The organism is Escherichia sp. WS1450, from assembly GCF_046487395.1.
Lineage (GTDB): Bacteria > Pseudomonadota > Gammaproteobacteria > Enterobacterales > Enterobacteriaceae > Escherichia > Escherichia coli.
This window is the reverse complement of the sequence record NZ_JBJQJO010000003.1, coordinates 61,357-84,297: the sequence shown is the minus strand read 5'-3', so window position 1 is coordinate 84,297 and position 22,941 is coordinate 61,357. Positions and strand designations below refer to the sequence as shown.

At 52.3% G+C, this 22,941-nt stretch carries 24 protein-coding genes; 16 read left to right on the top strand and 8 right to left on the bottom strand.

Annotated features, from left to right (window positions below; all coding sequences use genetic code 11):
• Positions 1 to 2 precede the first annotated feature (2 nt).
• A complete protein-coding gene (gene ftsP, locus ACJHYR_RS04600) occupies positions 3 to 1,415 on the top strand; it encodes a cell division protein FtsP (RefSeq protein ID WP_000059395.1) in 1,413 nt (470 codons plus the stop codon).
• A 110-nt stretch (positions 1,416 to 1,525) separates the two neighbouring features.
• Positions 1,526 to 3,745 (top strand): YgiQ family radical SAM protein, encoded by a 2,220-nt coding sequence (locus ACJHYR_RS04595; protein WP_000095187.1) that lies wholly within the window; start codon positions 1,526 to 1,528, stop codon positions 3,743 to 3,745.
• Between the two features lie 41 nt (positions 3,746 to 3,786).
• Here ACJHYR_RS04595 and yqhH read toward each other — a convergent pair whose 3' ends face one another.
• From yqhH to yqhD, 4 genes are all read right to left on the bottom strand, one after another.
• Positions 3,787 to 4,044, bottom strand: coding sequence for a lipoprotein YqhH (gene yqhH / locus ACJHYR_RS04590; RefSeq protein WP_000848523.1), 258 nt, complete (start codon positions 4,042 to 4,044; stop codon positions 3,787 to 3,789).
• Positions 4,045 to 4,094: 50 nt separating this feature from the next.
• Entirely contained in the window at positions 4,095 to 5,021 is a 927-nt protein-coding gene (locus tag ACJHYR_RS04585) for a YbjP/YqhG family protein (protein WP_033547602.1), read from the bottom strand.
• Positions 5,022 to 5,220: 199 nt separating this feature from the next.
• Complete coding sequence (gene dkgA / locus ACJHYR_RS04580) at positions 5,221 to 6,048, bottom strand: 2,5-didehydrogluconate reductase DkgA (RefSeq protein WP_033547603.1); 828 nt, start codon at positions 6,046 to 6,048, stop codon at positions 5,221 to 5,223.
• Between the two features lie 104 nt (positions 6,049 to 6,152).
• Positions 6,153 to 7,316, bottom strand: coding sequence for an alcohol dehydrogenase (gene yqhD, locus ACJHYR_RS04575; protein WP_001058802.1), 1,164 nt, complete (start codon positions 7,314 to 7,316; stop codon positions 6,153 to 6,155).
• Positions 7,317 to 7,509: 193 nt separating this feature from the next.
• Here yqhD and yqhC point away from each other — a divergent pair, with 193 nt between their 5' ends.
• Entirely contained in the window at positions 7,510 to 8,409 is a 900-nt protein-coding gene (yqhC, locus tag ACJHYR_RS04570; protein WP_001329635.1) for a DNA-binding transcriptional regulator YqhC, read from the top strand.
• A gap of 39 nt (positions 8,410 to 8,448) precedes the next feature.
• Here yqhC and yghB read toward each other — a convergent pair whose 3' ends face one another.
• Positions 8,449 to 9,108 carry a DedA family general envelope maintenance protein YghB gene (gene yghB / locus ACJHYR_RS04565; protein WP_000268426.1) on the bottom strand — a complete coding sequence of 220 codons (660 nt, stop codon included), beginning with the start codon at positions 9,106 to 9,108 and terminating at the stop codon, positions 8,449 to 8,451.
• 139 nt (positions 9,109 to 9,247) lie between these two features.
• Positions 9,248 to 10,435 (bottom strand): cystathionine beta-lyase, encoded by a 1,188-nt coding sequence (gene metC, locus ACJHYR_RS04560; protein WP_033547604.1) that lies wholly within the window; start codon positions 10,433 to 10,435, stop codon positions 9,248 to 9,250.
• Positions 10,436 to 10,686: 251 nt separating this feature from the next.
• On the opposite strand from metC, the gene exbB reads away from it, so the two are divergent.
• The gene (gene exbB / locus ACJHYR_RS04555) at positions 10,687 to 11,421 is read left to right on the top strand and encodes a tol-pal system-associated acyl-CoA thioesterase (RefSeq protein WP_000527864.1); all 735 of its coding nucleotides are present in this window, start codon (positions 10,687 to 10,689) and stop codon (positions 11,419 to 11,421) included.
• A gap of 6 nt (positions 11,422 to 11,427) precedes the next feature.
• Positions 11,428 to 11,853 (top strand): TonB system transport protein ExbD, encoded by a 426-nt coding sequence (exbD, locus tag ACJHYR_RS04550; protein ID WP_001240712.1) that lies wholly within the window; start codon positions 11,428 to 11,430, stop codon positions 11,851 to 11,853.
• A gap of 38 nt (positions 11,854 to 11,891) precedes the next feature.
• On the opposite strand, the gene yghA is transcribed toward exbD, so the two are convergent.
• Complete coding sequence (gene yghA / locus ACJHYR_RS04545) at positions 11,892 to 12,776, bottom strand: NADP(+)-dependent aldehyde reductase (protein WP_072837497.1); 885 nt, start codon at positions 12,774 to 12,776, stop codon at positions 11,892 to 11,894.
• Between the two features lie 190 nt (positions 12,777 to 12,966).
• On the opposite strand from yghA, the gene ACJHYR_RS04540 reads away from it, so the two are divergent.
• Positions 12,967 to 13,461 carry a TIGR00645 family protein gene (locus ACJHYR_RS04540; RefSeq protein WP_000439331.1) on the top strand — a complete coding sequence of 165 codons (495 nt, stop codon included), beginning with the start codon at positions 12,967 to 12,969 and terminating at the stop codon, positions 13,459 to 13,461.
• A gap of 39 nt (positions 13,462 to 13,500) precedes the next feature.
• Here the strand turns inward: ACJHYR_RS04540 and gpr are convergent, their stop codons facing one another.
• Positions 13,501 to 14,541, bottom strand: a complete 1,041-nt coding sequence (gpr, locus tag ACJHYR_RS04535) for an L-glyceraldehyde 3-phosphate reductase (RefSeq protein WP_000262160.1) — start codon at positions 14,539 to 14,541, stop codon at positions 13,501 to 13,503.
• A 156-nt stretch (positions 14,542 to 14,697) separates the two neighbouring features.
• On the opposite strand from gpr, the gene yghX reads away from it, so the two are divergent.
• From yghX to hybG, 10 genes are all read left to right on the top strand, one after another.
• Complete coding sequence (gene yghX, locus ACJHYR_RS04530) at positions 14,698 to 15,585, top strand: YghX family hydrolase (protein WP_001315014.1); 888 nt, start codon at positions 14,698 to 14,700, stop codon at positions 15,583 to 15,585.
• A 118-nt stretch (positions 15,586 to 15,703) separates the two neighbouring features.
• Positions 15,704 to 15,991, top strand: a complete 288-nt coding sequence (gene yghW, locus ACJHYR_RS04525; RefSeq protein WP_001059139.1) for a DUF2623 family protein YghW — start codon at positions 15,704 to 15,706, stop codon at positions 15,989 to 15,991.
• A gap of 188 nt (positions 15,992 to 16,179) precedes the next feature.
• Positions 16,180 to 17,298 (top strand): hydrogenase 2 small subunit, encoded by a 1,119-nt coding sequence (hybO, locus tag ACJHYR_RS04520; RefSeq protein WP_000145410.1) that lies wholly within the window; start codon positions 16,180 to 16,182, stop codon positions 17,296 to 17,298.
• A gap of 2 nt (positions 17,299 to 17,300) precedes the next feature.
• On the top strand, positions 17,301 to 18,287 hold the full coding sequence (hybA, locus tag ACJHYR_RS04515; RefSeq protein WP_001081870.1) for a hydrogenase 2 operon protein HybA: 987 nt from the start codon (positions 17,301 to 17,303) through the stop codon (positions 18,285 to 18,287).
• Positions 18,277 to 19,455, top strand: a complete 1,179-nt coding sequence (gene hybB / locus ACJHYR_RS04510; RefSeq protein ID WP_000017703.1) for a Ni/Fe-hydrogenase cytochrome b subunit — start codon at positions 18,277 to 18,279, stop codon at positions 19,453 to 19,455. Before hybA ends, hybB begins: the two co-directional genes overlap by 11 nt.
• On the top strand, positions 19,452 to 21,155 hold the full coding sequence (gene hybC, locus ACJHYR_RS04505) for a hydrogenase 2 large subunit (protein ID WP_000083065.1): 1,704 nt from the start codon (positions 19,452 to 19,454) through the stop codon (positions 21,153 to 21,155). Before hybB ends, hybC begins: the two co-directional genes overlap by 4 nt.
• Positions 21,155 to 21,649: a HyaD/HybD family hydrogenase maturation endopeptidase gene (locus ACJHYR_RS04500; protein ID WP_001221940.1), complete on the top strand. Its 495-nt coding sequence runs from the start codon at positions 21,155 to 21,157 to the stop codon at positions 21,647 to 21,649. The genes hybC and ACJHYR_RS04500 overlap by 1 nt, the downstream gene beginning before the upstream one ends.
• Positions 21,642 to 22,130 (top strand): hydrogenase-2 assembly chaperone, encoded by a 489-nt coding sequence (gene hybE, locus ACJHYR_RS04495; RefSeq protein ID WP_000134014.1) that lies wholly within the window; start codon positions 21,642 to 21,644, stop codon positions 22,128 to 22,130. Before ACJHYR_RS04500 ends, hybE begins: the two co-directional genes overlap by 8 nt.
• Positions 22,123 to 22,464, top strand: coding sequence for a hydrogenase maturation nickel metallochaperone HypA (gene hypA, locus ACJHYR_RS04490; RefSeq protein WP_000544953.1), 342 nt, complete (start codon positions 22,123 to 22,125; stop codon positions 22,462 to 22,464). The genes hybE and hypA overlap by 8 nt, the downstream gene beginning before the upstream one ends.
• A gap of 12 nt (positions 22,465 to 22,476) precedes the next feature.
• Positions 22,477 to 22,725 (top strand): hydrogenase maturation factor HybG, encoded by a 249-nt coding sequence (gene hybG, locus ACJHYR_RS04485; RefSeq protein ID WP_000334896.1) that lies wholly within the window; start codon positions 22,477 to 22,479, stop codon positions 22,723 to 22,725.
• Positions 22,726 to 22,941 lie beyond the last annotated feature (216 nt).

The following is a 22,941-nucleotide window of genomic DNA, read 5'->3' as shown; positions in this document are numbered from 1 at the left end:
ATATGTCACTCAGTCGGCGTCAGTTCATTCAGGCATCGGGGATTGCACTTTGTGCAGGCGCTGTTCCCCTGAAGGCCAGCGCAGCCGGGCAACAGCAACCGCTACCCGTTCCGCCGCTGCTTGAATCTCGCCGTGGGCAACCGCTGTTTATGACTGTACAACGTGCGCACTGGTCATTTACGCCAGGGACACGCGCGTCGGTTTGGGGAATCAATGGTCGTTACCTGGGGCCGACTATCCGCGTCTGGAAGGGCGACGATGTTAAGCTTATTTACAGCAACCGCCTGACAGAAAATGTCTCAATGACGGTGGCCGGGCTACAGGTACCAGGCCCGCTGATGGGCGGTCCGGCACGGATGATGTCGCCAAACGCTGACTGGGCACCCGTACTGCCTATTCGCCAGAACGCAGCTACTCTGTGGTATCACGCCAATACTCCCAACCGCACGGCTCAGCAGGTCTATAACGGCCTTGCCGGAATGTGGCTGGTGGAAGATGAAGTCAGCAAGTCGCTGCCTATCCCCAACCATTATGGTGTGGATGATTTTCCGGTCATTATTCAGGATAAACGGCTGGATAACTTTGGTACGCCAGAATACAACGAACCGGGAAGCGGCGGCTTTGTTGGTGACACACTGCTGGTTAACGGTGTACAAAGCCCGTACGTTGAAGTTTCGCGAGGCTGGGTGCGCTTGCGACTGCTGAACGCGTCGAACTCTCGTCGCTATCAACTGCAGATGAGCGATGGTCGCCCGTTACATGTGATTTCTGGCGATCAGGGATTCCTGCCTGCTCCTGTATCGGTGAAGCAACTTTCGCTGGCACCGGGCGAGCGCCGCGAGATTCTGGTGGATATGAGCAACGGCGATGAAGTGTCGATCACCTGTGGCGAAGCGGCGAGCATTGTTGATCGTATTCGTGGCTTCTTTGAGCCATCCAGCATTCTGGTTTCTACCCTGGTGCTAACGCTGCGCCCAACCGGCCTTCTGCCGCTGGTCACAGACAGTCTTCCGATGCGCTTGCTGCCAACTGAAATCATGGCCGGTTCGCCGATTCGTAGTCGCGATATCAGTCTGGGTGATGACCCGGGTATTAATGGACAACTGTGGGACGTCAACCGTATTGATGTCACCGCGCAGCAAGGAACGTGGGAACGCTGGACGGTACGCGCGGACGAGCCGCAAGCGTTCCATATTGAAGGCGTGATGTTCCAGATCCGTAACGTGAATGGCGCGATGCCGTTCCCGGAAGACAGAGGCTGGAAAGATACCGTTTGGGTTGACGGACAAGTGGAGCTGCTGGTTTATTTCGGTCAGCCTTCCTGGGCGCACTTCCCGTTCTACTTCAACAGTCAGACGCTGGAAATGGCGGACCGTGGCTCGATAGGGCAACTGTTGGTCAATCCGGTACCGTAATCTTCATACTCGCCCGAGGAGGGCGAGTATGGAATACTTTTCGATTTCTCTTTCGTTCCGGCTTATAATCCCCGGCCTTTGATTATTTTTTTATCATTTCTGGAAGCAAAATGAGCTCTATCTCCCTGATCCAACCGGATCGCGACCTGTTCTCCTGGCCGCAGTACTGGGCCGCCTGTTTTGGACCGGCACCGTTTTTGCCGATGTCTCGTGAAGAGATGGATCAACTTGGCTGGGATAGCTGCGACATCATTTTGGTTACTGGCGACGCGTATGTCGATCACCCAAGCTTCGGGATGGCGATTTGCGGTCGTATGCTGGAAGCGCAGGGCTTTCGCGTCGGGATCATCGCCCAGCCGGACTGGAGCAGCAAAGACGACTTTATGCGTCTGGGTAAACCGAATCTGTTTTTTGGTGTTACTGCTGGCAACATGGATTCGATGATCAACCGCTATACCGCCGATCGCCGTTTACGTCATGACGATGCCTACACGCCGGATAACGTCGCGGGTAAGCGACCGGATCGCGCCACACTGGTTTATACCCAGCGTTGTAAAGAGGCGTGGAAAGATGTGCCGGTGATCCTAGGCGGTATTGAGGCTAGTCTGCGCCGTACCGCGCATTATGATTACTGGTCCGATACCGTGCGCCGTTCCGTGCTGGTGGATTCGAAAGCCGACATGCTGATGTTCGGTAACGGTGAGCGTCCGCTGGTGGAAGTGGCGCATCGTCTGGCGATGGGCGAGCCGATTAGTGAAATCCGCGATGTGCGTAATACCGCGATTATCGTAAAAGAGGCGTTGCCAGGCTGGAGCGGTGTGGATTCCACCCGTCTTGATACCCCAGGGAAAATCGACCCAATCCCGCATCCGTATGGCGAAGATTTGCCCTGTGCGGATAACAAACCGGTGGCCCCGAAAAAGCAGGAAGCCAAAGCCGTAACCGTGCAGCCGCCGCGCCCGAAACCGTGGGAAAAAACCTACGTATTGCTGCCTTCTTTCGAGAAAGTGAAGGGCGATAAAGTGCTGTACGCCCATGCTTCGCGTATTCTGCACCACGAAACTAACCCAGGCTGCGCCCGCGCATTGATGCAAAAACATGGCGACCGCTATGTGTGGATCAACCCGCCTGCTATTCCGCTCTCTACCGAAGAGATGGACAGCGTTTTTGCGCTGCCGTACAAGCGCGTGCCGCATCCGGCCTATGGCAATGCTCGTATTCCGGCTTACGAAATGATCCGTTTCTCGGTCAACATTATGCGTGGCTGCTTTGGTGGCTGTTCTTTCTGTTCTATTACCGAGCATGAAGGGCGCATTATTCAGAGCCGTTCGGAAGATTCGATCATTAATGAGATCGAAGCAATCCGCGACACCGTTCCAGGTTTTACGGGCGTAATTTCCGATCTCGGTGGGCCAACTGCCAACATGTATATGTTGCGCTGCAAATCGCCACGCGCTGAGCAAACCTGCCGTCGTTTGTCGTGCGTTTATCCGGATATTTGTCCGCACATGGACACTAACCACGAACCGACGATCAACCTCTATCGCCGTGCGCGTGATCTGAAAGGCATTAAAAAAATCCTCATCGCCTCAGGCGTGCGTTATGACATCGCCGTGGAAGATCCGCGCTATATCAAAGAGCTGGCGACCCATCACGTCGGCGGTTATCTGAAGATTGCCCCGGAACATACCGAAGAAGGGCCGTTGTCGAAGATGATGAAGCCGGGCATGGGCAGCTATGACCGCTTTAAAGAGCTGTTCGATACCTACTCGAAACAGGCAGGTAAAGAGCAGTATTTGATCCCGTATTTCATCTCCGCGCACCCCGGTACGCGCGATGAAGATATGGTGAATCTGGCGCTGTGGCTGAAAAAGCACCGCTTCCGCCTCGACCAGGTACAGAACTTCTACCCGTCGCCGCTGGCTAACTCGACCACTATGTATTACACCGGCAAAAACCCGCTGGCGAAGATTGGTTATAAGAGTGAAGACGTCTTTGTACCGAAGGGCGACAAGCAGCGTCGCCTGCATAAAGCGTTGTTGCGTTACCACGATCCGGCAAACTGGCCGTTAATCCGCCAGGCGCTGGAAGCGATGGGCAAAAAGCATCTGATTGGCAGCCGTCGCGATTGCTTAGTGCCTGCGCCAACCATTGAAGAGATGCGTGAGGCTCGTCGCCAGAACCGCAATACCCGTCCGGCGTTGACTAAACATACGCCGATGGCGACCCAGCGTCAGACGCCTGCTACGGCAAAAAAAGCGTCGTCTACGCAATCTCGTCCGGTGAATGCTGGTGCGAAGAAACGCCCTAAAGCGGCGGTTGGACGTTAAAAAATATCCCCGGTAACAGAATGCTGCCGGGGATTTTTTTATCATTCTGCGTACATACGCAAGCAGCGCAGGCAATCAAAATAGTCCTGAGCATCAAGACGCGTATTGGCTCTGTTAGCGTCGGATTTGGCAGCATAGATTTGTGGGCGTAATGCTTTCATATCCTGCTCAAGCCGGGCGATTTTGGCATTTAATGTTTGCACATTGCTCGCCAGCTGATTGACCTTTTGCTCATTGACGCAGCCACTGAGCAAGCAGGTTGCCAGAACAACAGCTCCCACGGTGAAAATCGTTTTCATATAGTGTTCCCTTTTATTTATTGTTCCGGCTAATTGTTATTTAATTCAGCTCATTGCTTTAATCTGGCGGCGGTTTTTACCTCAATCTGCTTAAGTAGGCTGCCGCTGTTCGGGCGGATAAAATCAGCGATTTTCCACTTACCTTCGCGCCGCTGTAAAACCAGTTCTTGCTCTTCGTTGTTGCCATTGGTCAGCGTAAAACGAACATGAATGCGGGCGGAATCGGCGGTTTTCTCCAGGACACGGATTTCATCAACGCGTGAAAATAGCGACTCTTCGCCAAAACAGATCGGATTGTCGTAAATAAATTGCCGTTCTATTTGCATATCTTCATCGGGATTGTTGGCAGTCTTGAAGGTGGTTTTATAGAAGGCATTGACCGCCTGGCGGTAAGAGTCGGAAACCACCCACGTCCACGGCCAGCTATAATCAGCAATATGTTCAAAGAGTTCGGCAACAAAGGCTTCCGGCTGTTCTTTTTGCAACGAAGCTATAGCGGCCAGCGTTTTTTCATTCTCGCTATTAACTGCTTGTAAGACGCTGCCATGATTGCTGACAATATCGTCAATGACCCAACGACCATTTTCCGCCACCATTTTCAGTGTCTGCATGGTCTTTTCTTTATCGTCTTTAAAGATACGAAAGCGCACAACGGCATCGGCATGATCGGCGTCAGGTTGGGTTATCGCTACGCTTTCTAACACCAGATCGCCAAAATCCTGACAATCACAAACCGGATCATAATCCAGCCAGCCAATATTGCCCGGCAGCGTAAGATTGTCGTTCAGGGTAAGCGCCTGTTGAATACGCGCTGAAGTTATCGCCTGCTCTCCGGTTTCACCGAAATAAGGCGTACTGGCATCTGATTTATAGTTCTGATAAATCTGCCGGACTGTTTGTTCTACGGTCTGTGAAGGAGGCTGCGCGTGTACGGTAAAACTTGCCAGGGCTGCTAAAAACAGAAGTATTATTTTCATCTGTTTTTCACCTCTCCGTTGCGTTTATCCCGGGTGTAGATGAGTTGTTCCTTTAAGAGCTTCCGGCTCTGCATGATGATGTCCTTATATTTGGCATTCCTGAACAAGGAAGAGTAACAATGGGCAGGACGCGAGGGGAATAAATGATTTCTGAAAAGTCCGGTAGCGGAACATTACCGCCACCGGGAGAATTTGCACGTTAGCCGCCAAACTGGTCAGGATCGGGACCGAGACGCTTGCCCTGATCGAGTTTTGCAATTTCGCCGAGTTCGTCTTTGTCGAGACGGAAATCCCAGACATCAAAGTTTTCGACAATGCGTGAAGATGTGACCGATTTCGGGATCACCACCAGGCCGCTATCCAGATGCCAGCGGATAACAATCTGCGCCGGGGTTTTGCCGTATTTATCTGCCAGATCGCGAATGACTTTCTGATCGAAAACGCCTTTCCCTCCTTGCGCTAATGGGCTCCAGGATTCGGTCTGGATTTTGTGTGTCGCGTTCCAGGCATGTAGCTGGCGTTGTTGCATCAGCGGGTGAAGTTCGATCTGATTAATAACAGGCGTCACGCCAGTTTCATCAATCAGGCGTTGCAGGTGATGGATCTGGAAGTTGCACACGCCGATGCTTTTGATTAATCCCTCTTTTTGCAATTCGATCATGCCTTTCCATGCTTCGACATAATGGTCGATAGCGGGAACGGGCCAGTGCATTAAGTAGAGGTCGATATAATCAAGCTGGAGTTTTTTCAGGCTGTCGAGCAGGGCTTCGCGGGGGCGCTTGTGGTCGTCGTTCCACAGCTTAGTGGTGATGAACAGTTCTTCTCTGTTGACTGAGGCATTTTTCAGGGCTTTGCCGACACCTTCTTCGTTCTTATAGGCCGCGGCGGTATCAATCGAGCGATAACCCACGTCTAACGCTTTTTGAATGGCGGTGATTACTTCCTCATTACTTGCTTGCCAGACGCCCAGTCCCAGCTGGGGCATGACATTGCCATCCTGTAGCTTAATAACGGTTGGATTAGCCATACGTTCCTCCTTTATATGAACTCACCGGAGCAGGCTCCGGTGAGGTGTTGTGAACTTAAGTCTGGACGAAATGCCCGAAAACGAAAGTTTGAGGCGTAAAAAGCTTAGCGGGCGGCTTCGTATATGCGGCGGCTGACATCCAGCGTAATGTCATGATTTTCGCCCAGTTGGGTCATACCGTGCTCTTCCAGTTTTTTCAACAAAGCCGGGATGGAGCTGCCGTCCAGACCGTAGTCGGAGAGGTGGGTCGGCACGCCTAATTGCTCAAAGAAATTGCGGGTTGCGGCAATCGCGGCGTCAATACGCTCATCGTCGGAACCTTCTGTGATGTTCCAGACGCGTTCAGCATATTGCAGCAGCTTAGCGCGCTTGGTATCGCGTTTTTCATTCCACAGTGCAGGCAGGACGATAGCCAGTGTTTGCGCGTGATCCAGACCGTGCATCGCAGTCAGTTCGTGGCCCAGCATATGCGTTGCCCAGTCCTGCGGTACGCCAGCGCCGATCAAACCGTTCAGCGCCTGAGTCGCCGCCCACATAACGTTGGCGCGCACATCGTAGTTTTCTGGCTCTTTCAGGGCTTTCGGACCATCTTCGATCAGCGTCAACAAAATGCCTTCTGCGAAACGGTCCTGAATTTTGGCATCAACCGGTTTGGTAACATACTGTTCCACGGTGTGCACAAAGGCATCCACTACACCGTTAGCCACCTGACGCGGCGGCAGAGTGTAGGTATAAACCGGATCGAGCACGGCAAATACGGGTTGAACATGGGCAGAATGGAACGCCTGCTTGTCGCCTGTGGTTTTACGGGAGATCACCGCGCCTGCGTTGGATTCTGAACCGGTTGCTGGCAGCGTCAGCACACAGCCCATCGGGATGGCGCTTTTAATTTCTTTACCGCCCGTTTGCAGAATGTGCCACGGATCGATATTTTCCGGATAGTTAGCCGCTGCGGCGATAAATTTGGTGCCGTCCAGTACAGAACCGCCGCCAACCGCCAGCAGGAAAGTCACTTTTTGTTCGCGAACCAGTTTCACGGCGTTCATCAGCGTTTCATAAGCCGGGTTTGGCTCAATACCGCCAAATTCCAGCACGTCCATGCCTTTCAGGGCATCCAGAACTTGATCGAGAACGCCGGTTTTTTTCACGCTGCCGCCGCCGTAGGTAATCAATACGCGAGCATCGTGAGGAATTTGTTCGCGTAAACCAGCGATTGCGCCTTTACCAAACAGAATGCGGGTTGGGGTGTGCAGATTAAAGTTGTTCATTACTTGCTCCCTTTGCTGGGCCAATATGAGGGCAGAGAACGATCTGCCTGATGTTTTTCATTGTGATCGCCAGCGCCCTGGCTCTCAATGCTCATTTCTGCCAATGTCTTGCCTATTTCTCCAGAGTGCTGGAGAAATGCTACAAAATTGCGCACAATCAAATTGCCGCATTATTCCTAAGAAATTACGCGATATGAAACGTGAAGAGATTTGCCGCTTGCTGGCGGATAAAGTTAATAAACTGAAAAATAAAGAAAATGGTTTGTCAGAGCTGTTGCCCGATGTGCGTTTGTTGTATGGCGAGACGCCTTTCGCACGTACACCGGTAATGTACGAGCCTGGCATCATAATTCTCTTTTCCGGGCATAAAATCGGTTATATCAATGAACGCGTGTTTCGTTATGATGCCAATGAATACCTGCTGCTGACGGTGCCGTTGCCGTTTGAGTGCGAAACCTATGCCACGTCAGAGGTGCCGCTGGCAGGGTTGCGTCTCAATGTCGATATTTTGCAGTTACAGGAACTGTTGATGGACATTGGCGAAGATGAGCATTTCCAGCCGTCGATGGCAGCCAGCGGGATTAACTCCGCCACGTTATCAGAAGAGATTTTATGCGCGGCGGAGCGGTTACTCGACGTGATGGAGCGACCACTGGATGCGCGTATTCTCGGCAAACAGATCATCCGCGAAATTCTGTACTACGTGCTGACCGGACCTTGCGGCGGCGCGTTACTGGCGCTGGTCAGTCGCCAGACTCACTTCAGCCTGATTAGCCGCGTGCTGAAACGGATTGAGAATAAATACACCGAAAACCTGAGCGTCGAGCAACTGGCGGCAGAAGCCAACATGAGCGTATCGGCGTTCCACCATAATTTTAAGTCTGTCACTAGCACCTCGCCGTTGCAGTATTTGAAGAATTACCGTCTGCATAAGGCGCGGATGATGATCATCCACGACGGCATGAAAGCCAGCGCGGCGGCGATGCGCGTCGGCTATGAAAGCGCATCGCAATTTAGCCGTGAGTTTAAACGTTACTTCGGTGTGACGCCGGGGGAAGATGCGGCAAGAATGCGGGCGATGCAGGGGAATTAAATACGTTCCCGGTACAGCAACCGGGAACGGGGAAAATCGTCAGGCGTTACAGTATTTTTTTTTAATCACCACAAACAGCGTGCCTAACAAGCCAGCGGTTAACAAGGCAATTGGCAGGATCATCAGGATCGTCATTACCTGATCTTCATGGCGTTTAACGAACGGAATCATACTTAAGGCATAGCCGAAACTGGTTACCACGCTGACCCACAGCAATCCGCTTAACCAGTTGAAAAACTGGAAACGGCGGTTTGGCAAACCGGAAATTCCTGCCATGGTTGGCAGCAGCGTACGGACAAATGCAAGAAAACGTCCAGCCAGCAGCGCCAGCAGACCGTGGCGGTCAAACATGCAGGTGGCGCGCTGGTGATATTTAGCAGGAAGCTGTGCCAGCCAGCCTTTCACCGTTTTGGTATTCCCTAACCAGCGCCCCTGAATATAACTTAACCAGCAGCCCAGACTTGCTGCGGCGGTCAGAATCGCAATCGTAGGCAGAAAATCCATAACCCCCTGGGCAATCAATGCGCCAGCCAATATCAACAAGCTGTCGCCTGGCAAAAATGAGGCGGGCAGCAGGCCGTTTTCTAAAAACAGCGTGGCAAACATGACAAAGTAAACAACGCTAACAATATGAGGATCCGCCAGCGCGGCAAAGTCGTGTTGCCAGAGCGCAGCGATGATATCTTGAATAACAGCCATGGACTTTCCTGTGGAACAGCGTTTAAGCCTTTATCTGCCTATTGTACTCCTGAATCGTCCGGGACGCCTTGATCCCGGACGCAACAATTTAAGACTTTTCACAATAAAATGTCTGCAAAATTGTCCAAAAGTGGCAATGTTATACAATTCGCGCAAAACCGGCGTCCAGATCGGCAATCAGATCGTCGACATCTTCCAGACCAATATGCAGGCGAATCAAGGTCCCGCTAAAATCGATCTCGCCTTGCGGGCGAATGGCGGCGATATGTTCTGGTTGATTTGCCAGGATCAACGACTCATAACCGCCCCACGAGTAGGCCATGCTGAATAAACTGAAGTTATCCAGATAGTTCGCCAGCTCTTCATCATTGAGCTTTTTCTTAAGCACAAAGGAAAATAGCCCGCTGCTACCTGTAAAGTCTCGTTTCCAGAATTCGTGTCCTTTACTGCCAGGCAGAGCAGGGTGGTTAACTCGCGCTACTTGCGGATGTTCTGCCAGCCATTCAGCCACTTTCAGACTGCTTTCATGATGTTGACGCAGGCGAACACCCAAAGTGCGCAGGCCACGGCTGGTTATATAGGCGGTATCAGCATCGACCATTTGGCCCATCAGATAGGCATTCTCCCGCAGCTGCTCCCAGCAACGGGCATTGCACACGGCAGTGCCAATCATCGCATCTGAATGCCCCACCAGATATTTGGTAGCGGCCTGAATGGAAACATCAATGCCAAAATCCAGCGCCTTAAACAGCACACCGGCCGCCCAGGTGTTATCGATCATAATGATGGCATCTGGCACCACATTGCGCACGGCGGCAACAATCGCCGGAACGTCGTGGATTTCCATGGTGATGGAGCCTGGGGATTCCAGAAACACGATTTTAGTGTTTGGCTGCACATGTTTAACGATATCTGCGCCAATCAGCGGATCAAACCACGATGTCGTTACGCCCAGTTTGCTGAGGATTTTGCTACAGAAATCCTGACTCGGTTCATAGGCGGTGTTGGTCATCAACACATGATCGCCCTGTTCGACAAAAGCAAGAATAGAATTAGCAACCGCCGCCGCCCCGCAGGGGAACAGCACGCAGCCTGCGCCACCTTCCAGTTCGCACATCGCTTCTTGTAAGGAGAAATGGGTTAACGTTCCGCGCCGTCCATAGAACAACTCGCCATTGGCGCGATTGCGCGTTGCGTGTTTTTTGGCTTCCACACTGTCAAAGACCAGTGAAGAAGCGCGCTGAATCACGCTATTTACCGCGCCGAGAGTGTATTTTTTGCTGCGTCCTGCATTCACCAGTTGAGTATCAAGCTTTTTGTCCGCCATGTCGGGATTCCTGTTTTTATACGTCTGGATGTCTAAACTAGCATGAATATTCGCGTGCGCATCCTGAAGAATTGGCATAAAGCAGAAAATTTTCGCAAATGGCGTGCTGGTGACTTTTTTACTGCGTAAACGCAAGGAAAAGAAAGCAAAGGTACGGCAGTATGCAAATAGTAATGAGAACGACTATCAATTCGACGTCGTTTTGATATTATTATGCGCAGATTTTGTGACTTGCGTCCTGGAGATACACAGTGGGTAATAATTTAATGCAGACGGATCTTTCCGTCTGGGGTATGTATCAGCACGCCGATATTGTCGTTAAGTGCGTGATGATTGGGCTTATTTTGGCCTCCGTAGTCACCTGGGCAATCTTCTTCAGTAAGAGCGTAGAGTTCTTCACTCAGAAGCGTCGCCTTAAGCGCGAGCAGCAACTGCTGGCTGAAGCGCGTTCCTTAAACCAGGCCAACGATATCGCCGCTGATTTTGGTAGCAAAAGCTTAAGCCTGCATTTGCTCAATGAAGCGCAGAATGAGCTGGAACTGTCAGAAGGCAGCGACGATAACGAAGGTATTAAAGAACGTACCAGCTTCCGTCTGGAGCGTCGGGTCGCCGCAGTAGGTCGTCAAATGGGCCGCGGTAACGGTTATCTGGCAACCATCGGCGCGATTTCGCCGTTCGTTGGTCTGTTTGGTACGGTCTGGGGCATCATGAACAGCTTTATTGGTATCGCGCAAACGCAGACCACTAACCTGGCAGTCGTTGCGCCGGGTATTGCAGAAGCTCTGTTAGCAACGGCAATCGGCCTCGTGGCAGCGATTCCGGCGGTCGTTATCTATAACGTATTTGCACGCCAGATTGGCGGCTTTAAAGCGATGCTGGGTGATGTTGCAGCGCAGGTATTGTTGCTGCAAAGCCGTGACCTGGATCTGGAAGCCAGCGCCGCTGCGCATCCGGTTCGTGTCGCACAAAAATTACGCGCAGGATAATGTCCGATGGCAATGCATCTTAACGAAAACCTCGACGATAACGGCGAAATGCATGATATCAACGTGACGCCGTTTATCGACGTGATGTTGGTTCTGCTGATTATCTTTATGGTGGCGGCACCGTTAGCGACGGTAGATGTGAAGGTGAACTTGCCTGCTTCTACCAGCACGCCGCAGCCGCGCCCGGAAAAACCGGTTTATCTGTCGGTGAAGGCAGACAACTCGATGTTTATCGGTAACGATCCGGTCACCGATGAAACAATGATTACGGCGTTGAATGCGTTAACCGAAGGCAAGAAAGACACCACCATCTTCTTCCGAGCGGACAAAACCGTCGATTACGAGACGTTGATGAAAGTAATGGATACGCTGCATCAGGCGGGTTACCTGAAGATAGGTCTGGTCGGCGAAGAAACTGCCAAAGCGAAATAAAAATGATGCCCGGTTGCTTTTCACAACCGGGCATTTTTTTAGCCTAAATGCTCGCCGCCGCACACGCCATGCACTTCTGCGGTGACGTAGCTCGACTCCTGACTTGTCAGATAAACATATACAGGGGCCAGTTCCGCCGGTTGCCCCGCACGCTTCATCGGCGTTTTCTGACCAAACTGCGGGATCTTATCCTGCGTCTGTCCGCCGGAAATTTGCAGTGCTGTCCAGATCGGGCCTGGCGCGACAATATTCACCCGAATACCTTTCTCTGCGACCTGTTTTGCCAGGCCACGGCTGTAGTTCAGAATCGCCGCCTTCGTAGCCGCATAGTCCAGTAAATGCGGGCTTGGCTGGTATGCCTGGATTGACGAAGTGGTGATGATACTGGCACCTTTCGGTAGCAGGGGGATCGCTTCCTGGGTTAGCCAGAACAGCGCGAAAACGTTAATGGCAAAGGTCTTTTGAAACTGTTCGCTGGTGAGGTCTGCAATATCAGGAATGGCAACCTGTTTCCCGGCGACCAGCGCCATAATATCCAGCCCGCCTAACGCCTTGTGCGCTTCGTGAACCAGCGAACGGGAGAATTTCTCATCGCTTAAATCGCCTGGCAGCAGGACGGCTTTGCGTCCGCATTCTTCAATGATCTTTTTCACATCCTGAGCGTCTTGTTCTTCTACGGGAAGATAACTAATCGCCACGTCAGCCCCTTCACGCGCGTAAGCAATGGCGGCAGCGCGACCGATTCCGGAATCGCCCCCTGTCACCAGTGCTTTACGATCTTTCAGGCGACCGCTACCAACATAGGTTTTCTCGCCGCAATCCGGTACCGGTGTCATCTTCGCCTGGATGCCTGGCGTCGGTTGTTTCTGTTTGGGATATTCACCAGTGTAATACTGCGTGGTCGGGTCTTTTAAATGAGACATCGTTTTTCTCCCTTCAGGTTCAACGTCCTTTAAGGGTAGACGCTCTCGATGCGTTGATAAGGGAACCAGGAAGATCCCTAAACCTCGGATTTATGCGACAAAGGTTTAACGGATATGTTGATTTGCTGTTGCGCGCTGTTTACTCAATTGCGATATACTGTTGCCCGTTTTAACTACACGACAGGAATGTATGGAACGTTTTCTTGAAAATGCAATGTATGCTTCTCGCTGGCTGCTTGCCCCCGTGTACTTTGGCCTTTCGCTGGCGTTAGTTGCCCTGGCGCTGAAGTTCTTCCAGGAGATTATTCACGTACTGCCGAATATCTTCTCGATGGCGGAATCAGATTTGATCCTCGTGTTGCTGTCGCTGGTGGATATGACGCTGGTTGGCGGTTTGCTGGTGATGGTGATGTTTTCCGGTTATGAGAATTTCGTCTCACAACTGGATATCTCCGAGAACAAAGAGAAGCTGAACTGGCTGGGGAAAATGGACGCAACGTCGCTGAAAAACAAAGTAGCAGCGTCGATTGTGGCAATTTCTTCCATTCACTTACTGCGCGTCTTTATGGATGCGAAAAATGTCCCTGATAACAAACTGATGTGGTACGTCATTATCCATCTGACGTTTGTGCTCTCTGCATTTGTGATGGGCTATCTTGACCGACTGACTCGTCATAATCACTGATCTGATTCGGGCGCGGTTCTCGCGCCCGTTATTAACAGGTCATTTATCGGAAGACGCCTGCCACAGATTCAGCTCGCCATCGGCGATATGCTGATCAATCTGCGCCAGCTCCTCGGTGCTAAATGTCAGATTATTCAGCGCCTGCACGTTCTCCTCAAGTTGCTCCGCGCGGCTGGCACCAATCAATACCGACGTCACGCGATCATCTTTCAGCAACCAGCTTAACGCCATTTGCGCCATTGATTGTCCACGCTGCTGTGCCATTTCATTCAATAACCGCAGGCTGTTGAGGTTGGCTTCGGTGAGCATTTTCGGCGTCAGACCACGAACTTTATTCCCTTCACGATGCATCCGTGAATCTTCAGGAATGCCGTTGAGATATTTTCCGGTCAGCAATCCCTGAGCCAGAGGAGTAAAGGCAATGCAGCCCACGCCGTTATGTTGCAGGGTATCCAGCAGGCCGCTTTTATCCACCCAGCGGTTCAGTAAATTGTAAGAAGGTTGATGAATTAACAGCGGAATTTTCCACTCGCGCAGCAACTCGACCATTTTTTGCGTCCGCTCTGGCGAGTAAGAGGAGATCCCGACATAAAGCGCCTTACCGCTTTGTACCGCATGAGCCAGAGCAGAGGCGGTTTCTTCCATCGGTGTATTTTCATCGACGCGATGAGAGTAAAAGATATCGACATACTCAAGCCCCATACGCTTCAGGCTTTGGTCGAGGCTGGCGAGCAGGTATTTACGTGAACCGCCAGAGCCGTACGGGCCGGGCCACATATCGTATCCGGCTTTGGTAGAGATAATCAGTTCATCGCGATAAGCGGCAAAATCCTCGCGCAGCAGGCGACCAAAGTTCTCTTCTGCGCTTCCTGGAGGCGGCCCGTAATTGTTGGCTAAATCAAAGTGCGTAATGCCCAAATCAAACGCTTTGCGCAGGATCGCACGCTGTGATTCCAGTGCGTTAACGTGACCGAAATTGTGCCATAAACCGAGCGATAACGCGGGCAGGCGTAAACCGCTTTTTCCGCAATAGCGGTATTGCATCTGCCCGTAACGTTCGGGATTCGCTAACCAGACCATGACCTCTCCTTTCCACCATTCAATTTCGAAACAATGTTTCTAGTTTAGCGATTCGCCAGCGCGTATCCCGTAGTCTGGCTCACAGAGTGACGAAAAACTGGGCAAAAACACGCGCTTATGCTTTGCTTAAAAAAACACCAGCTGAGGAGTGCAACGATGCCGCGTTTAACCGCCAGAGATTTCCCACAAGAGTTGCTGGATTACTACGACTATTACGCTCACGGGAAAATCTCGAAACGTGAGTTCCTCAACCTTGCGGCGAAGTATGCGGTAGTCGGGATGACGGCATTAGCGTTGTTTGATTTGCTCAAGCCAAATTATGCGCTGGCGACTCAGGTAGAGTTTACCGACCCGGAGATTGTTGCTGAGTACATCACGTATCCTTCACCAAATGGTCACGGCGAGGTACGGGGTTATCTGGTGAAGCCCGCAAAGATGAGCGGCAAAACGCCAGCCGTGGTGGTGGTGCATGAGAATCGTGGACTGAATCCGTATATCGAAGATGTGGCACGGCGAGTGGCGAAGGCGGGGTATATCGCCCTGGCACCTGACGGCTTAAGTTCCGTTGGAGGTTATCCGGGAAATGATGATAAAGGTCGTGAGCTGCAACAGCAGGTTGATCCAACCAAACTGATGAATGATTTCTTTGCCGCGATTGAGTTTATGCAAAGCTATCCGCAAGCGACAGGCAAAGTGGGTATTACTGGATTTTGCTATGGCGGTGGCGTATCGAACGCGGCGGCTGTCGCGTATCCGGAACTGGCCTGCGCGGTGCCGTTTTATGGTCGTCAGGCACCCACTGCCGATGTGGCGAAGATTAAAGCGCCTTTACTGCTCCACTACGCTGAACTGGATACCCGAATCAACGAGGGTTGGCCCGCTTACGAGGCGGCGTTGAAAGCCAATAATAAGGTCTATGAGGCGTATATCTATCCGGGGGTTAATCACGGATTCCATAATGATTCCACGCCCCGTTATGACAAATCTGCCGCCGATCTTGCCTGGCAAAGGACGCTGAAATGGTTCGATAAATATCTCTCCTGATAGGTTTATCTCTTACGGGATTACGTCTTAAACAAGCATGAAAAAATAGCGTGCGCAAAAGTCGTTCTTTGCCTAAAATATCGCTATATATGACAATATATAGCGAATGAGGTGAACGATGAATAACCATTTTGGTAAAGGCTTAATGGCGGGATTAAAAGCAACGCATGCCGACAGTGCGGTTAATGTGACAAAATACTGTGCCGATTATAAACGCGGTTTTGTATTAGGCTACTCACACCGGATGTACGAAAAGACCGGAGATCGCCAGCTTAGCGCCTGGGAAGCGGGTATTCTGACGCGCCGCTATGGACTGGATAAAGAGATGGTAATGGATTTCTTTCGTGAGAATAATTCCTGTTCTACGTTGCGCTTTTTTATGGCCGGTTATCGCCTCGAAAATTGATCAAACATACGTATTATCTTGCTTTAATTAATTACACTAATGCTTCTTCCCTTCGTTTTAGCGCCCCGCCGCAGTATCATGATATCGATAACCATAATAAATGTGTGGTAAATGGCGCATCGATCGCATTATTGATTTTGCGATTGAGGCAAAATATATGCCAGGTCTTCGCAACGGAATAACTATAAATGACTGGAGATAACACCCTCATCCATTCTCACGGCATTAACCGTCGTGATTTCATGAAGCTTTGTGCAGCATTAGCCGCCACCATGGGGTTAAGTAGCAAAGCCGCTGCAGAGATGGCCGAATCGGTTACTAACCCGCAGCGTCCGCCAGTTATCTGGATTGGCGCGCAGGAGTGCACCGGTTGTACGGAATCTCTGCTTCGTGCAACGCATCCAACGGTAGAAAACCTCGTGCTGGAGACTATCTCTCTGGAGTATCACGAAGTGCTTTCCGCCGCCTTCGGTCATCAGGTCGAAGAGAACAAACATAACGCTCTCGAGAAGTACAAAGGGCAGTATGTGTTAGTGGTGGATGGTTCCATCCCATTAAAAGATAATGGTATTTATTGCATGGTTGCCGGTGAGCCGATTGTGGATCACATCCGCAAAGCGGCGGAAGGCGCAGCAGCCATTATCGCTATCGGTTCCTGCTCTGCGTGGGGCGGTGTTGCCGCAGCTGGAGTTAACCCAACTGGCGCAGTCAGCCTGCAAGAAGTTCTGCCTGGCAAAACCGTTATCAACATTCCGGGCTGCCCGCCGAACCCGCACAACTTCCTCGCGACCGTTGCGCACATTATCACTTACGGCAAGCCGCCGAAACTGGATGACAAAAACCGTCCGACCTTCGCCTATGGCCGTCTGATTCACGAACACTGTGAACGTCGCCCGCACTTCGATGCTGGTCGCTTTGCGAAAGAGTTCGGCGACGAAGGCCACCGTGAAGGCTGGTGCCTGTACCACCTCGGCTGTAAAGGGCCAGAAACTTACGGCAACTGCTCAACGCTGCAATTCTGCGACGTTGGCGGCGTGTGGCCGGTGGCGATTGGTCACCCGTGCTATGGCTGTAACGAAGAAGGTATCGGCTTCCATAAAGGCATCCATCAGCTTGCCAACGTCGAAAATCAGACTCCGCGTTCACAGAAACCGGACGTTAACGCTAAAGAAGGCGGCAACGTCTCTGCGGGCGCTATTGGTTTGCTCGGCGGTGTGGTTGGGCTGGTTGCCGGTGTCAGCGTGATGGCGGTGCGTGAACTGGGTCGTCAGCAAAAGAAAGATAACGCTGACTCACGGGGAGAATAACCGTGAACAGACGTAATTTTATTAAAGCAGCCTCCTGCGGGGCATTGCTGACGGGCGCGTTGCCGTCTGTCAGTCATGCGGCTGCTGAAAACCGCCCGCCAATTCCGGGATCGCTGGGGATGTTGTACGACTCGACCTTGTGCGTAGGCTGCCAGGCTTGCGTCACCAAGTGTCAGGATATCAACTTCCCTGAACGTAACCCGCAAGGGGAACAGACCTGGTCGAACAACGACAAACTGTCGCCGTATACCAATAACATTATTCAGGTGTGGACCAGCGGCACGGGTGTCAACAAAGACCAGGAAGAGAACGGCTACGCGTACATTAAGAAACAGTGTATGCACTGCGTCGATCCGAACTGTGTCTCCGTGTGTCCGGTCTCTGCGCTGAAAAAAGATCCGAAAACCGGCATTGTCCATTACGACAAAGATGTGTGCACTGGCTGCCGTTACTGCATGGTCGCCTGCCCATACAACGTGCCGAAGTACGACTACAACAACCCATTTGGTGCGCTGCATAAGTGTGAACTGTGCAACCAGAAAGGTGTGGAACGTCTTGATAAAGGCGGTCTGCCTGGCTGCGTAGAAGTGTGCCCGGCGGGCGCGGTGATTTTTGGTACGCGTGAAGAGCTGATGGCTGAGGCGAAAAAACGTCTGGCGCTGAAGCCAGGCAGCGAATACCACTATCCGCGTCAGACGCTGAAATCTGGCGACACTTACCTGCATACGGTGCCGAAATATTATCCGCATCTGTACGGCGAGAAAGAGGGCGGCGGTACTCAGGTTCTGGTACTGACGGGGGTGCCTTATGAAAATCTTGACCTGCCGAAACTGGACGATCTTTCTACCGGTGCGCGTTCCGAAAATATTCAACACACCCTGTATAAAGGCATGATGCTACCACTGGCTGTGCTGGCGGGCTTAACCGTGCTGGTTCGTCGCAACACCAAAAACGACCATCACGACGGAGGAGACGATCATGAGTCATGATCCACAACCGCTGGGCGGCAAAATCATCAGTAAACCGGTCATGATTTTTGGACCGTTAATCGTCATCTGTATGCTCCTGATTGTGAAGCGTCTGGTGTTCGGTCTGGGCTCTGTCTCTGACCTGAACGGCGGCTTCCCGTGGGGTGTGTGGATCGCGTTTGACCTGTTGATCGGCACCGGCTTTGCCTGTGGCGGCTGGGCGCTGGCGTGGGCGGTGTACGTCTTTAACCGTGGGCAATACCATCCGCTGGTGCGTCCGGCGCTGTTGGCGAGTCTGTTCGGTTACTCACTGGGTGGCTTGTCGATCACCATCGACGTTGGTCGCTACTGGAACCTGCCGTACTTCTACATTCCGGGTCACTTCAACGTGAACTCGGTACTGTTCGAGACGGCGGTCTGTATGACCATCTACATCGGCGTGATGGCACTGGAGTTTGCTCCGGCATTGTTTGAACGATTGGGCTGGAAGGTGTCGCTACAGCGTCTGAACAAGGTGATGTTCTTCATCATCGCGCTCGGTGCGCTGCTGCCAACTATGCACCAGTCTTCAATGGGGTCGCTGATGATCTCGGCGGGCTACAAAGTGCATCCGTTGTGGCAGAGCTATGAAATGTTGCCGCTGTTCTCGCTGCTGACGGCGTTCATCATGGGCTTCTCGATTGTCATCTTTGAAGGTTCGTTGGTGCAGGCGGGTCTGCGTGGCAACGGTCCGGATGAAAAGAGTCTGTTCGTTAAGCTGACCAACACCATCAGTGTGTTGCTGGCGATTTTCATCGTGCTGCGCTTTGGCGAGCTTATCTATCGCGACAAGCTGTCGTTAGCGTTTGCCGGTGACTTCTACTCCGTGATGTTCTGGATTGAAGTCCTGCTGATGCTCTTCCCGCTGGTCGTTCTGCGTGTGGCGAAGCTGCGTAATGATTCCCGCATGCTGTTCCTGTCAGCACTGAGCGCGCTGTTAGGTTGTGCAACCTGGCGTCTGACCTATTCGCTGGTGGCATTCAACCCGGGCGGCGGTTACGCCTACTTCCCAACCTGGGAAGAACTGTTGATTTCTATTGGTTTTGTGGCTATTGAGATTTGCGCTTACATCGTACTCATTCGTCTACTGCCGATACTTCCTCCTTTAAAACAAAACGATCATAATCGTCATGAGGCGAGCAAAGCATGAGCCAGAGAATTACTATTGATCCGGTAACCCGTATTGAGGGGCATTTACGCATCGATTGCGAAATCGAAAATGGTGTCGTTTCGAAAGCATGGGCTTCCGGTACCATGTGGCGCGGCATGGAAGAGATCGTGAAAAACCGCGATCCGCGCGATGCATGGATGATTGTGCAACGTATCTGTGGCGTATGTACTACCACTCACGCGCTGTCTTCCGTTCGTGCGGCAGAGAGTGCGCTGAATATCGACGTTCCGGTTAACGCGCAATACATCCGTAACATCATTCTGGCTGCGCACACCACGCATGACCATATCGTTCATTTCTATCAACTTTCGGCGCTGGACTGGGTGGATATCACTTCTGCACTGCAAGCTGACCCAACCAAAGCCTCCGAAATGCTGAAAGGCGTTTCGACCTGGCATCTGAACAGTCCGGAAGAGTTCACTAAAGTTCAGAACAAGATCAAAGATCTGGTTGCCAGCGGTCAGTTGGGTATTTTCGCCAATGGCTACTGGGGTCACCCGGCGATGAAACTGCCGCCGGAAGTGAACCTGATTGCGGTAGCGCACTACCTGCAGGCGCTGGAGTGCCAGCGTGACGCTAACCGCGTCGTGGCGCTGCTGGGCGGTAAAACGCCGCACATTCAGAACCTGGCAGTAGGTGGGGTCGCTAACCCGATCAACCTCGACGGTCTGGGCGTGCTGAATCTTGAGCGTCTGATGTACATCAAGTCCTTCATCGACAAGCTGAGCGACTTTGTTGAGCAGGTTTATAAGGTTGATACCGCGGTTATCGCCGCGTTCTATCCGGAATGGCTGACGCGCGGTAAAGGTGCGGTGAACTACCTGAGCGTGCCGGAATTCCCGACCGACAGTAAAAACGGCAGCTTCCTGTTCCCGGGCGGCTACATTGAGAATGCGGATCTGTCCTCGTATCGCCCGATCACTTCCCACTCCGATGAATACCTGATCAAAGGCATTCAGGAAAGCGCGAAGCACTCCTGGTATAAAGACGAAGCGCCGCAGGCACCGTGGGAAGGTACCACCATCCCGGCTTATGATGGTTGGTCTGACGACGGGAAATATTCCTGGGTGAAATCACCGACTTTCTACGGCAAAACGGTAGAAGTGGGTCCGCTGGCTAATATGCTGGTGAAACTGGCGGCAGGTCGCGAATCTACCCAGAATAAACTGAATGAAATCGTTGCGATTTATCAGAAACTGACTGGCAACACGCTGGAAGTGGCGCAGCTGCACTCCACGCTGGGCCGTATTATTGGTCGTACCGTTCACTGCTGCGAATTGCAGGATATCCTGCAAAATCAATACAGTGCACTGATCACCAATATCGGCAAAGGCGATCACACCACCTTTGTGAAGCCGAACATTCCGGCTACAGGTGAGTTCAAAGGCGTTGGTTTCCTTGAAGCACCGCGCGGTATGCTCTCTCACTGGATGGTGATCAAAGACGGTATCATCAGCAACTACCAGGCAGTTGTTCCATCAACCTGGAACTCTGGCCCGCGTAACTTCAATGATGACGTCGGTCCTTACGAGCAGTCGCTGGTGGGTACACCGGTTGCCGATCCGAATAAGCCGCTGGAAGTGGTGCGTACCATTCACTCCTTCGACCCGTGCATGGCCTGTGCGGTACACGTAGTGGATGCCGACGGCAACGAAGTGGTTTCAGTGAAGGTTCTGTAATGCGTATTTTAGTCTTAGGGGTTGGCAATATTTTGCTGACCGATGAAGCCATCGGTGTGCGGATTGTCGAAGCGTTAGAGCAACGATACATTCTGCCGGATTATGTTGAGATCCTCGATGGCGGCACGGCGGGAATGGAGCTGCTTGGCGACATGGCAAATCGCGATCATCTGATTATTGCGGATGCCATTGTGTCGAAAAAGAACGCGCCGGGAACGATGATGATCCTGCGGGATGAAGAAGTTCCGGCGTTGTTTACCAACAAAATCTCTCCGCATCAGCTTGGCCTGGCCGACGTATTGTCGGCCCTGCGCTTCACCGGTGAGTTTCCGAAAAAGCTGACGCTGGTCGGCGTGATCCCGGAATCGCTGGAGCCGCACATCGGCTTAACGCCGACGGTCGAAGCGATGATTGAACCTGCGCTTGAGCAGGTTCTGGCTGCGCTGCGCGAATCAGGCGTGGAAGCCATCCCACGGGAGGCGACTCATGACTGAAGAGATAGCAGGTTTCCAGACCTCCCCGAAGGCGCAAGTACAGGCAGCTTTTGAAGAAATTGCCCGGCGTTCGATGCATGATCTCTCTTTTCTGCATCCTTCAATGCCGGTGTATGTTTCTGACTTTACGCTGTTCGAAGGTCAGTGGACGGGGTGTGTGATCACCCCGTGGATGCTGAGTGCAGTTATCTTCCCCGGCCCGGATCAACTCTGGCCGCTGCGCAAAGTGAGTGAAAAAATTGGTCTGCAACTGCCGTATGGCACCATGACCTTTACCGTTGGCGAACTGGACGGTGTTTCGCAATACCTCTCCTGCTCGCTGATGTCGCCGCTTTCGCACAGCATGTCGATTGAAGAGGGCCAACGCCTGACGGATGACTGCGCACGAATGATCCTTTCGCTGCCAGTCACGAATCCGGATGTACCACACGCAGGGCGTCGCGCCCTGCTGTTTGGCCGCAGGAGTGGCGAAAATGCATGAGTTGTCGCTTTGCCAGAGCGCCGTTGAAATTATCCAACGGCAGGCGGAGCAGCACGATGTTAAGCGCGTCACCGCCGTGTGGCTGGAAATTGGCGCGCTCTCCTGCGTTGAGGAGAGCGCCGTCCGTTTTAGTTTTGAAATTGTCTGCCACGGAACGGTGGCGCAAGGGTGCGATTTACATATCGTCTATAAACCCGCCCAGGCCTGGTGCTGGGATTGCAGCCAGGTGGTGGAGATTCATCAGCACGATGCGCAGTGTCCGCTCTGTCATGGCGAGCGGTTGCGTGTCGATACCGGCGATTCGCTGATCGTCAAAAGTATTGAAGTTGAATAACCGGAGTTAACAATGTGTATTGGCGTTCCAGGCCAGGTGCTGGCTGTCGGTGAGGATATTCACCAGCTTGCGCAGGTTGAAGTATGTGGTATCAAGCGCGACGTGAATATCGCCCTGATTTGTGAAGGTAACCCTGCCGATCTGCTGGGCCAGTGGGTGCTGGTACACGTCGGATTTGCCATGAGCATCATCGACGAAGATGAAGCCAAAGCCACATTAGACGCGCTGCGCCAAATGGATTACGACATTACCAGCGCGTGATGATTAGCTTTCGTAGGCCTGATAAGACGCGACAGCGTCGCATCAGGCATTGTGCACGATTGCCGGATGCGGCGTGAACGCCTTATCCGGCCTACCGTTCGGGTGCCGATTGTAGGCCTGATAAGACGCGGCAGCGTCGCATCAGGCATTATGCACGATTGCCGGATGCGGCGTGAACGCCTTTTCCGGCCTACCTCGGCCTGGATGGCTTGCTGC

Coding starts and splice junctions, on each gene's coding strand:
- yghX (WP_001315014.1), top strand. CDS start 14,698: ATGCCGCGTTTAACCGCCAGAGATTTCCCACAAGAGTTGCTGGATTAC.
- yghW (WP_001059139.1), top strand. CDS start 15,704: ATGAATAACCATTTTGGTAAAGGCTTAATGGCGGGATTAAAAGCAACG.
- ACJHYR_RS04500 (WP_001221940.1), top strand. CDS start 21,155: ATGCGTATTTTAGTCTTAGGGGTTGGCAATATTTTGCTGACCGATGAA.
- ftsP (WP_000059395.1), top strand. CDS start 3: ATGTCACTCAGTCGGCGTCAGTTCATTCAGGCATCGGGGATTGCACTT.
- exbD (WP_001240712.1), top strand. CDS start 11,428: ATGGCAATGCATCTTAACGAAAACCTCGACGATAACGGCGAAATGCAT.
- yqhC (WP_001329635.1), top strand. CDS start 7,510: ATGAAACGTGAAGAGATTTGCCGCTTGCTGGCGGATAAAGTTAATAAA.
- metC (WP_033547604.1), bottom strand. CDS start 10,435: ATGGCGGACAAAAAGCTTGATACTCAACTGGTGAATGCAGGACGCAGC.
- yghB (WP_000268426.1), bottom strand. CDS start 9,108: ATGGCTGTTATTCAAGATATCATCGCTGCGCTCTGGCAACACGACTTT.
- yqhD (WP_001058802.1), bottom strand. CDS start 7,316: ATGAACAACTTTAATCTGCACACCCCAACCCGCATTCTGTTTGGTAAA.
- yqhH (WP_000848523.1), bottom strand. CDS start 4,044: ATGAAAACGATTTTCACCGTGGGAGCTGTTGTTCTGGCAACCTGCTTG.
- hybE (WP_000134014.1), top strand. CDS start 21,642: ATGACTGAAGAGATAGCAGGTTTCCAGACCTCCCCGAAGGCGCAAGTA.
- dkgA (WP_033547603.1), bottom strand. CDS start 6,048: ATGGCTAATCCAACCGTTATTAAGCTACAGGATGGCAATGTCATGCCC.
- hypA (WP_000544953.1), top strand. CDS start 22,123: ATGCATGAGTTGTCGCTTTGCCAGAGCGCCGTTGAAATTATCCAACGG.
- ACJHYR_RS04540 (WP_000439331.1), top strand. CDS start 12,967: ATGGAACGTTTTCTTGAAAATGCAATGTATGCTTCTCGCTGGCTGCTT.
- hybG (WP_000334896.1), top strand. CDS start 22,477: ATGTGTATTGGCGTTCCAGGCCAGGTGCTGGCTGTCGGTGAGGATATT.
- ACJHYR_RS04585 (WP_033547602.1), bottom strand. CDS start 5,021: ATGAAAATAATACTTCTGTTTTTAGCAGCCCTGGCAAGTTTTACCGTA.
- ACJHYR_RS04595 (WP_000095187.1), top strand. CDS start 1,526: ATGAGCTCTATCTCCCTGATCCAACCGGATCGCGACCTGTTCTCCTGG.
- gpr (WP_000262160.1), bottom strand. CDS start 14,541: ATGGTCTGGTTAGCGAATCCCGAACGTTACGGGCAGATGCAATACCGC.
- hybO (WP_000145410.1), top strand. CDS start 16,180: ATGACTGGAGATAACACCCTCATCCATTCTCACGGCATTAACCGTCGT.
- hybB (WP_000017703.1), top strand. CDS start 18,277: ATGAGTCATGATCCACAACCGCTGGGCGGCAAAATCATCAGTAAACCG.
- hybC (WP_000083065.1), top strand. CDS start 19,452: ATGAGCCAGAGAATTACTATTGATCCGGTAACCCGTATTGAGGGGCAT.
- yghA (WP_072837497.1), bottom strand. CDS start 12,776: ATGTCTCATTTAAAAGACCCGACCACGCAGTATTACACTGGTGAATAT.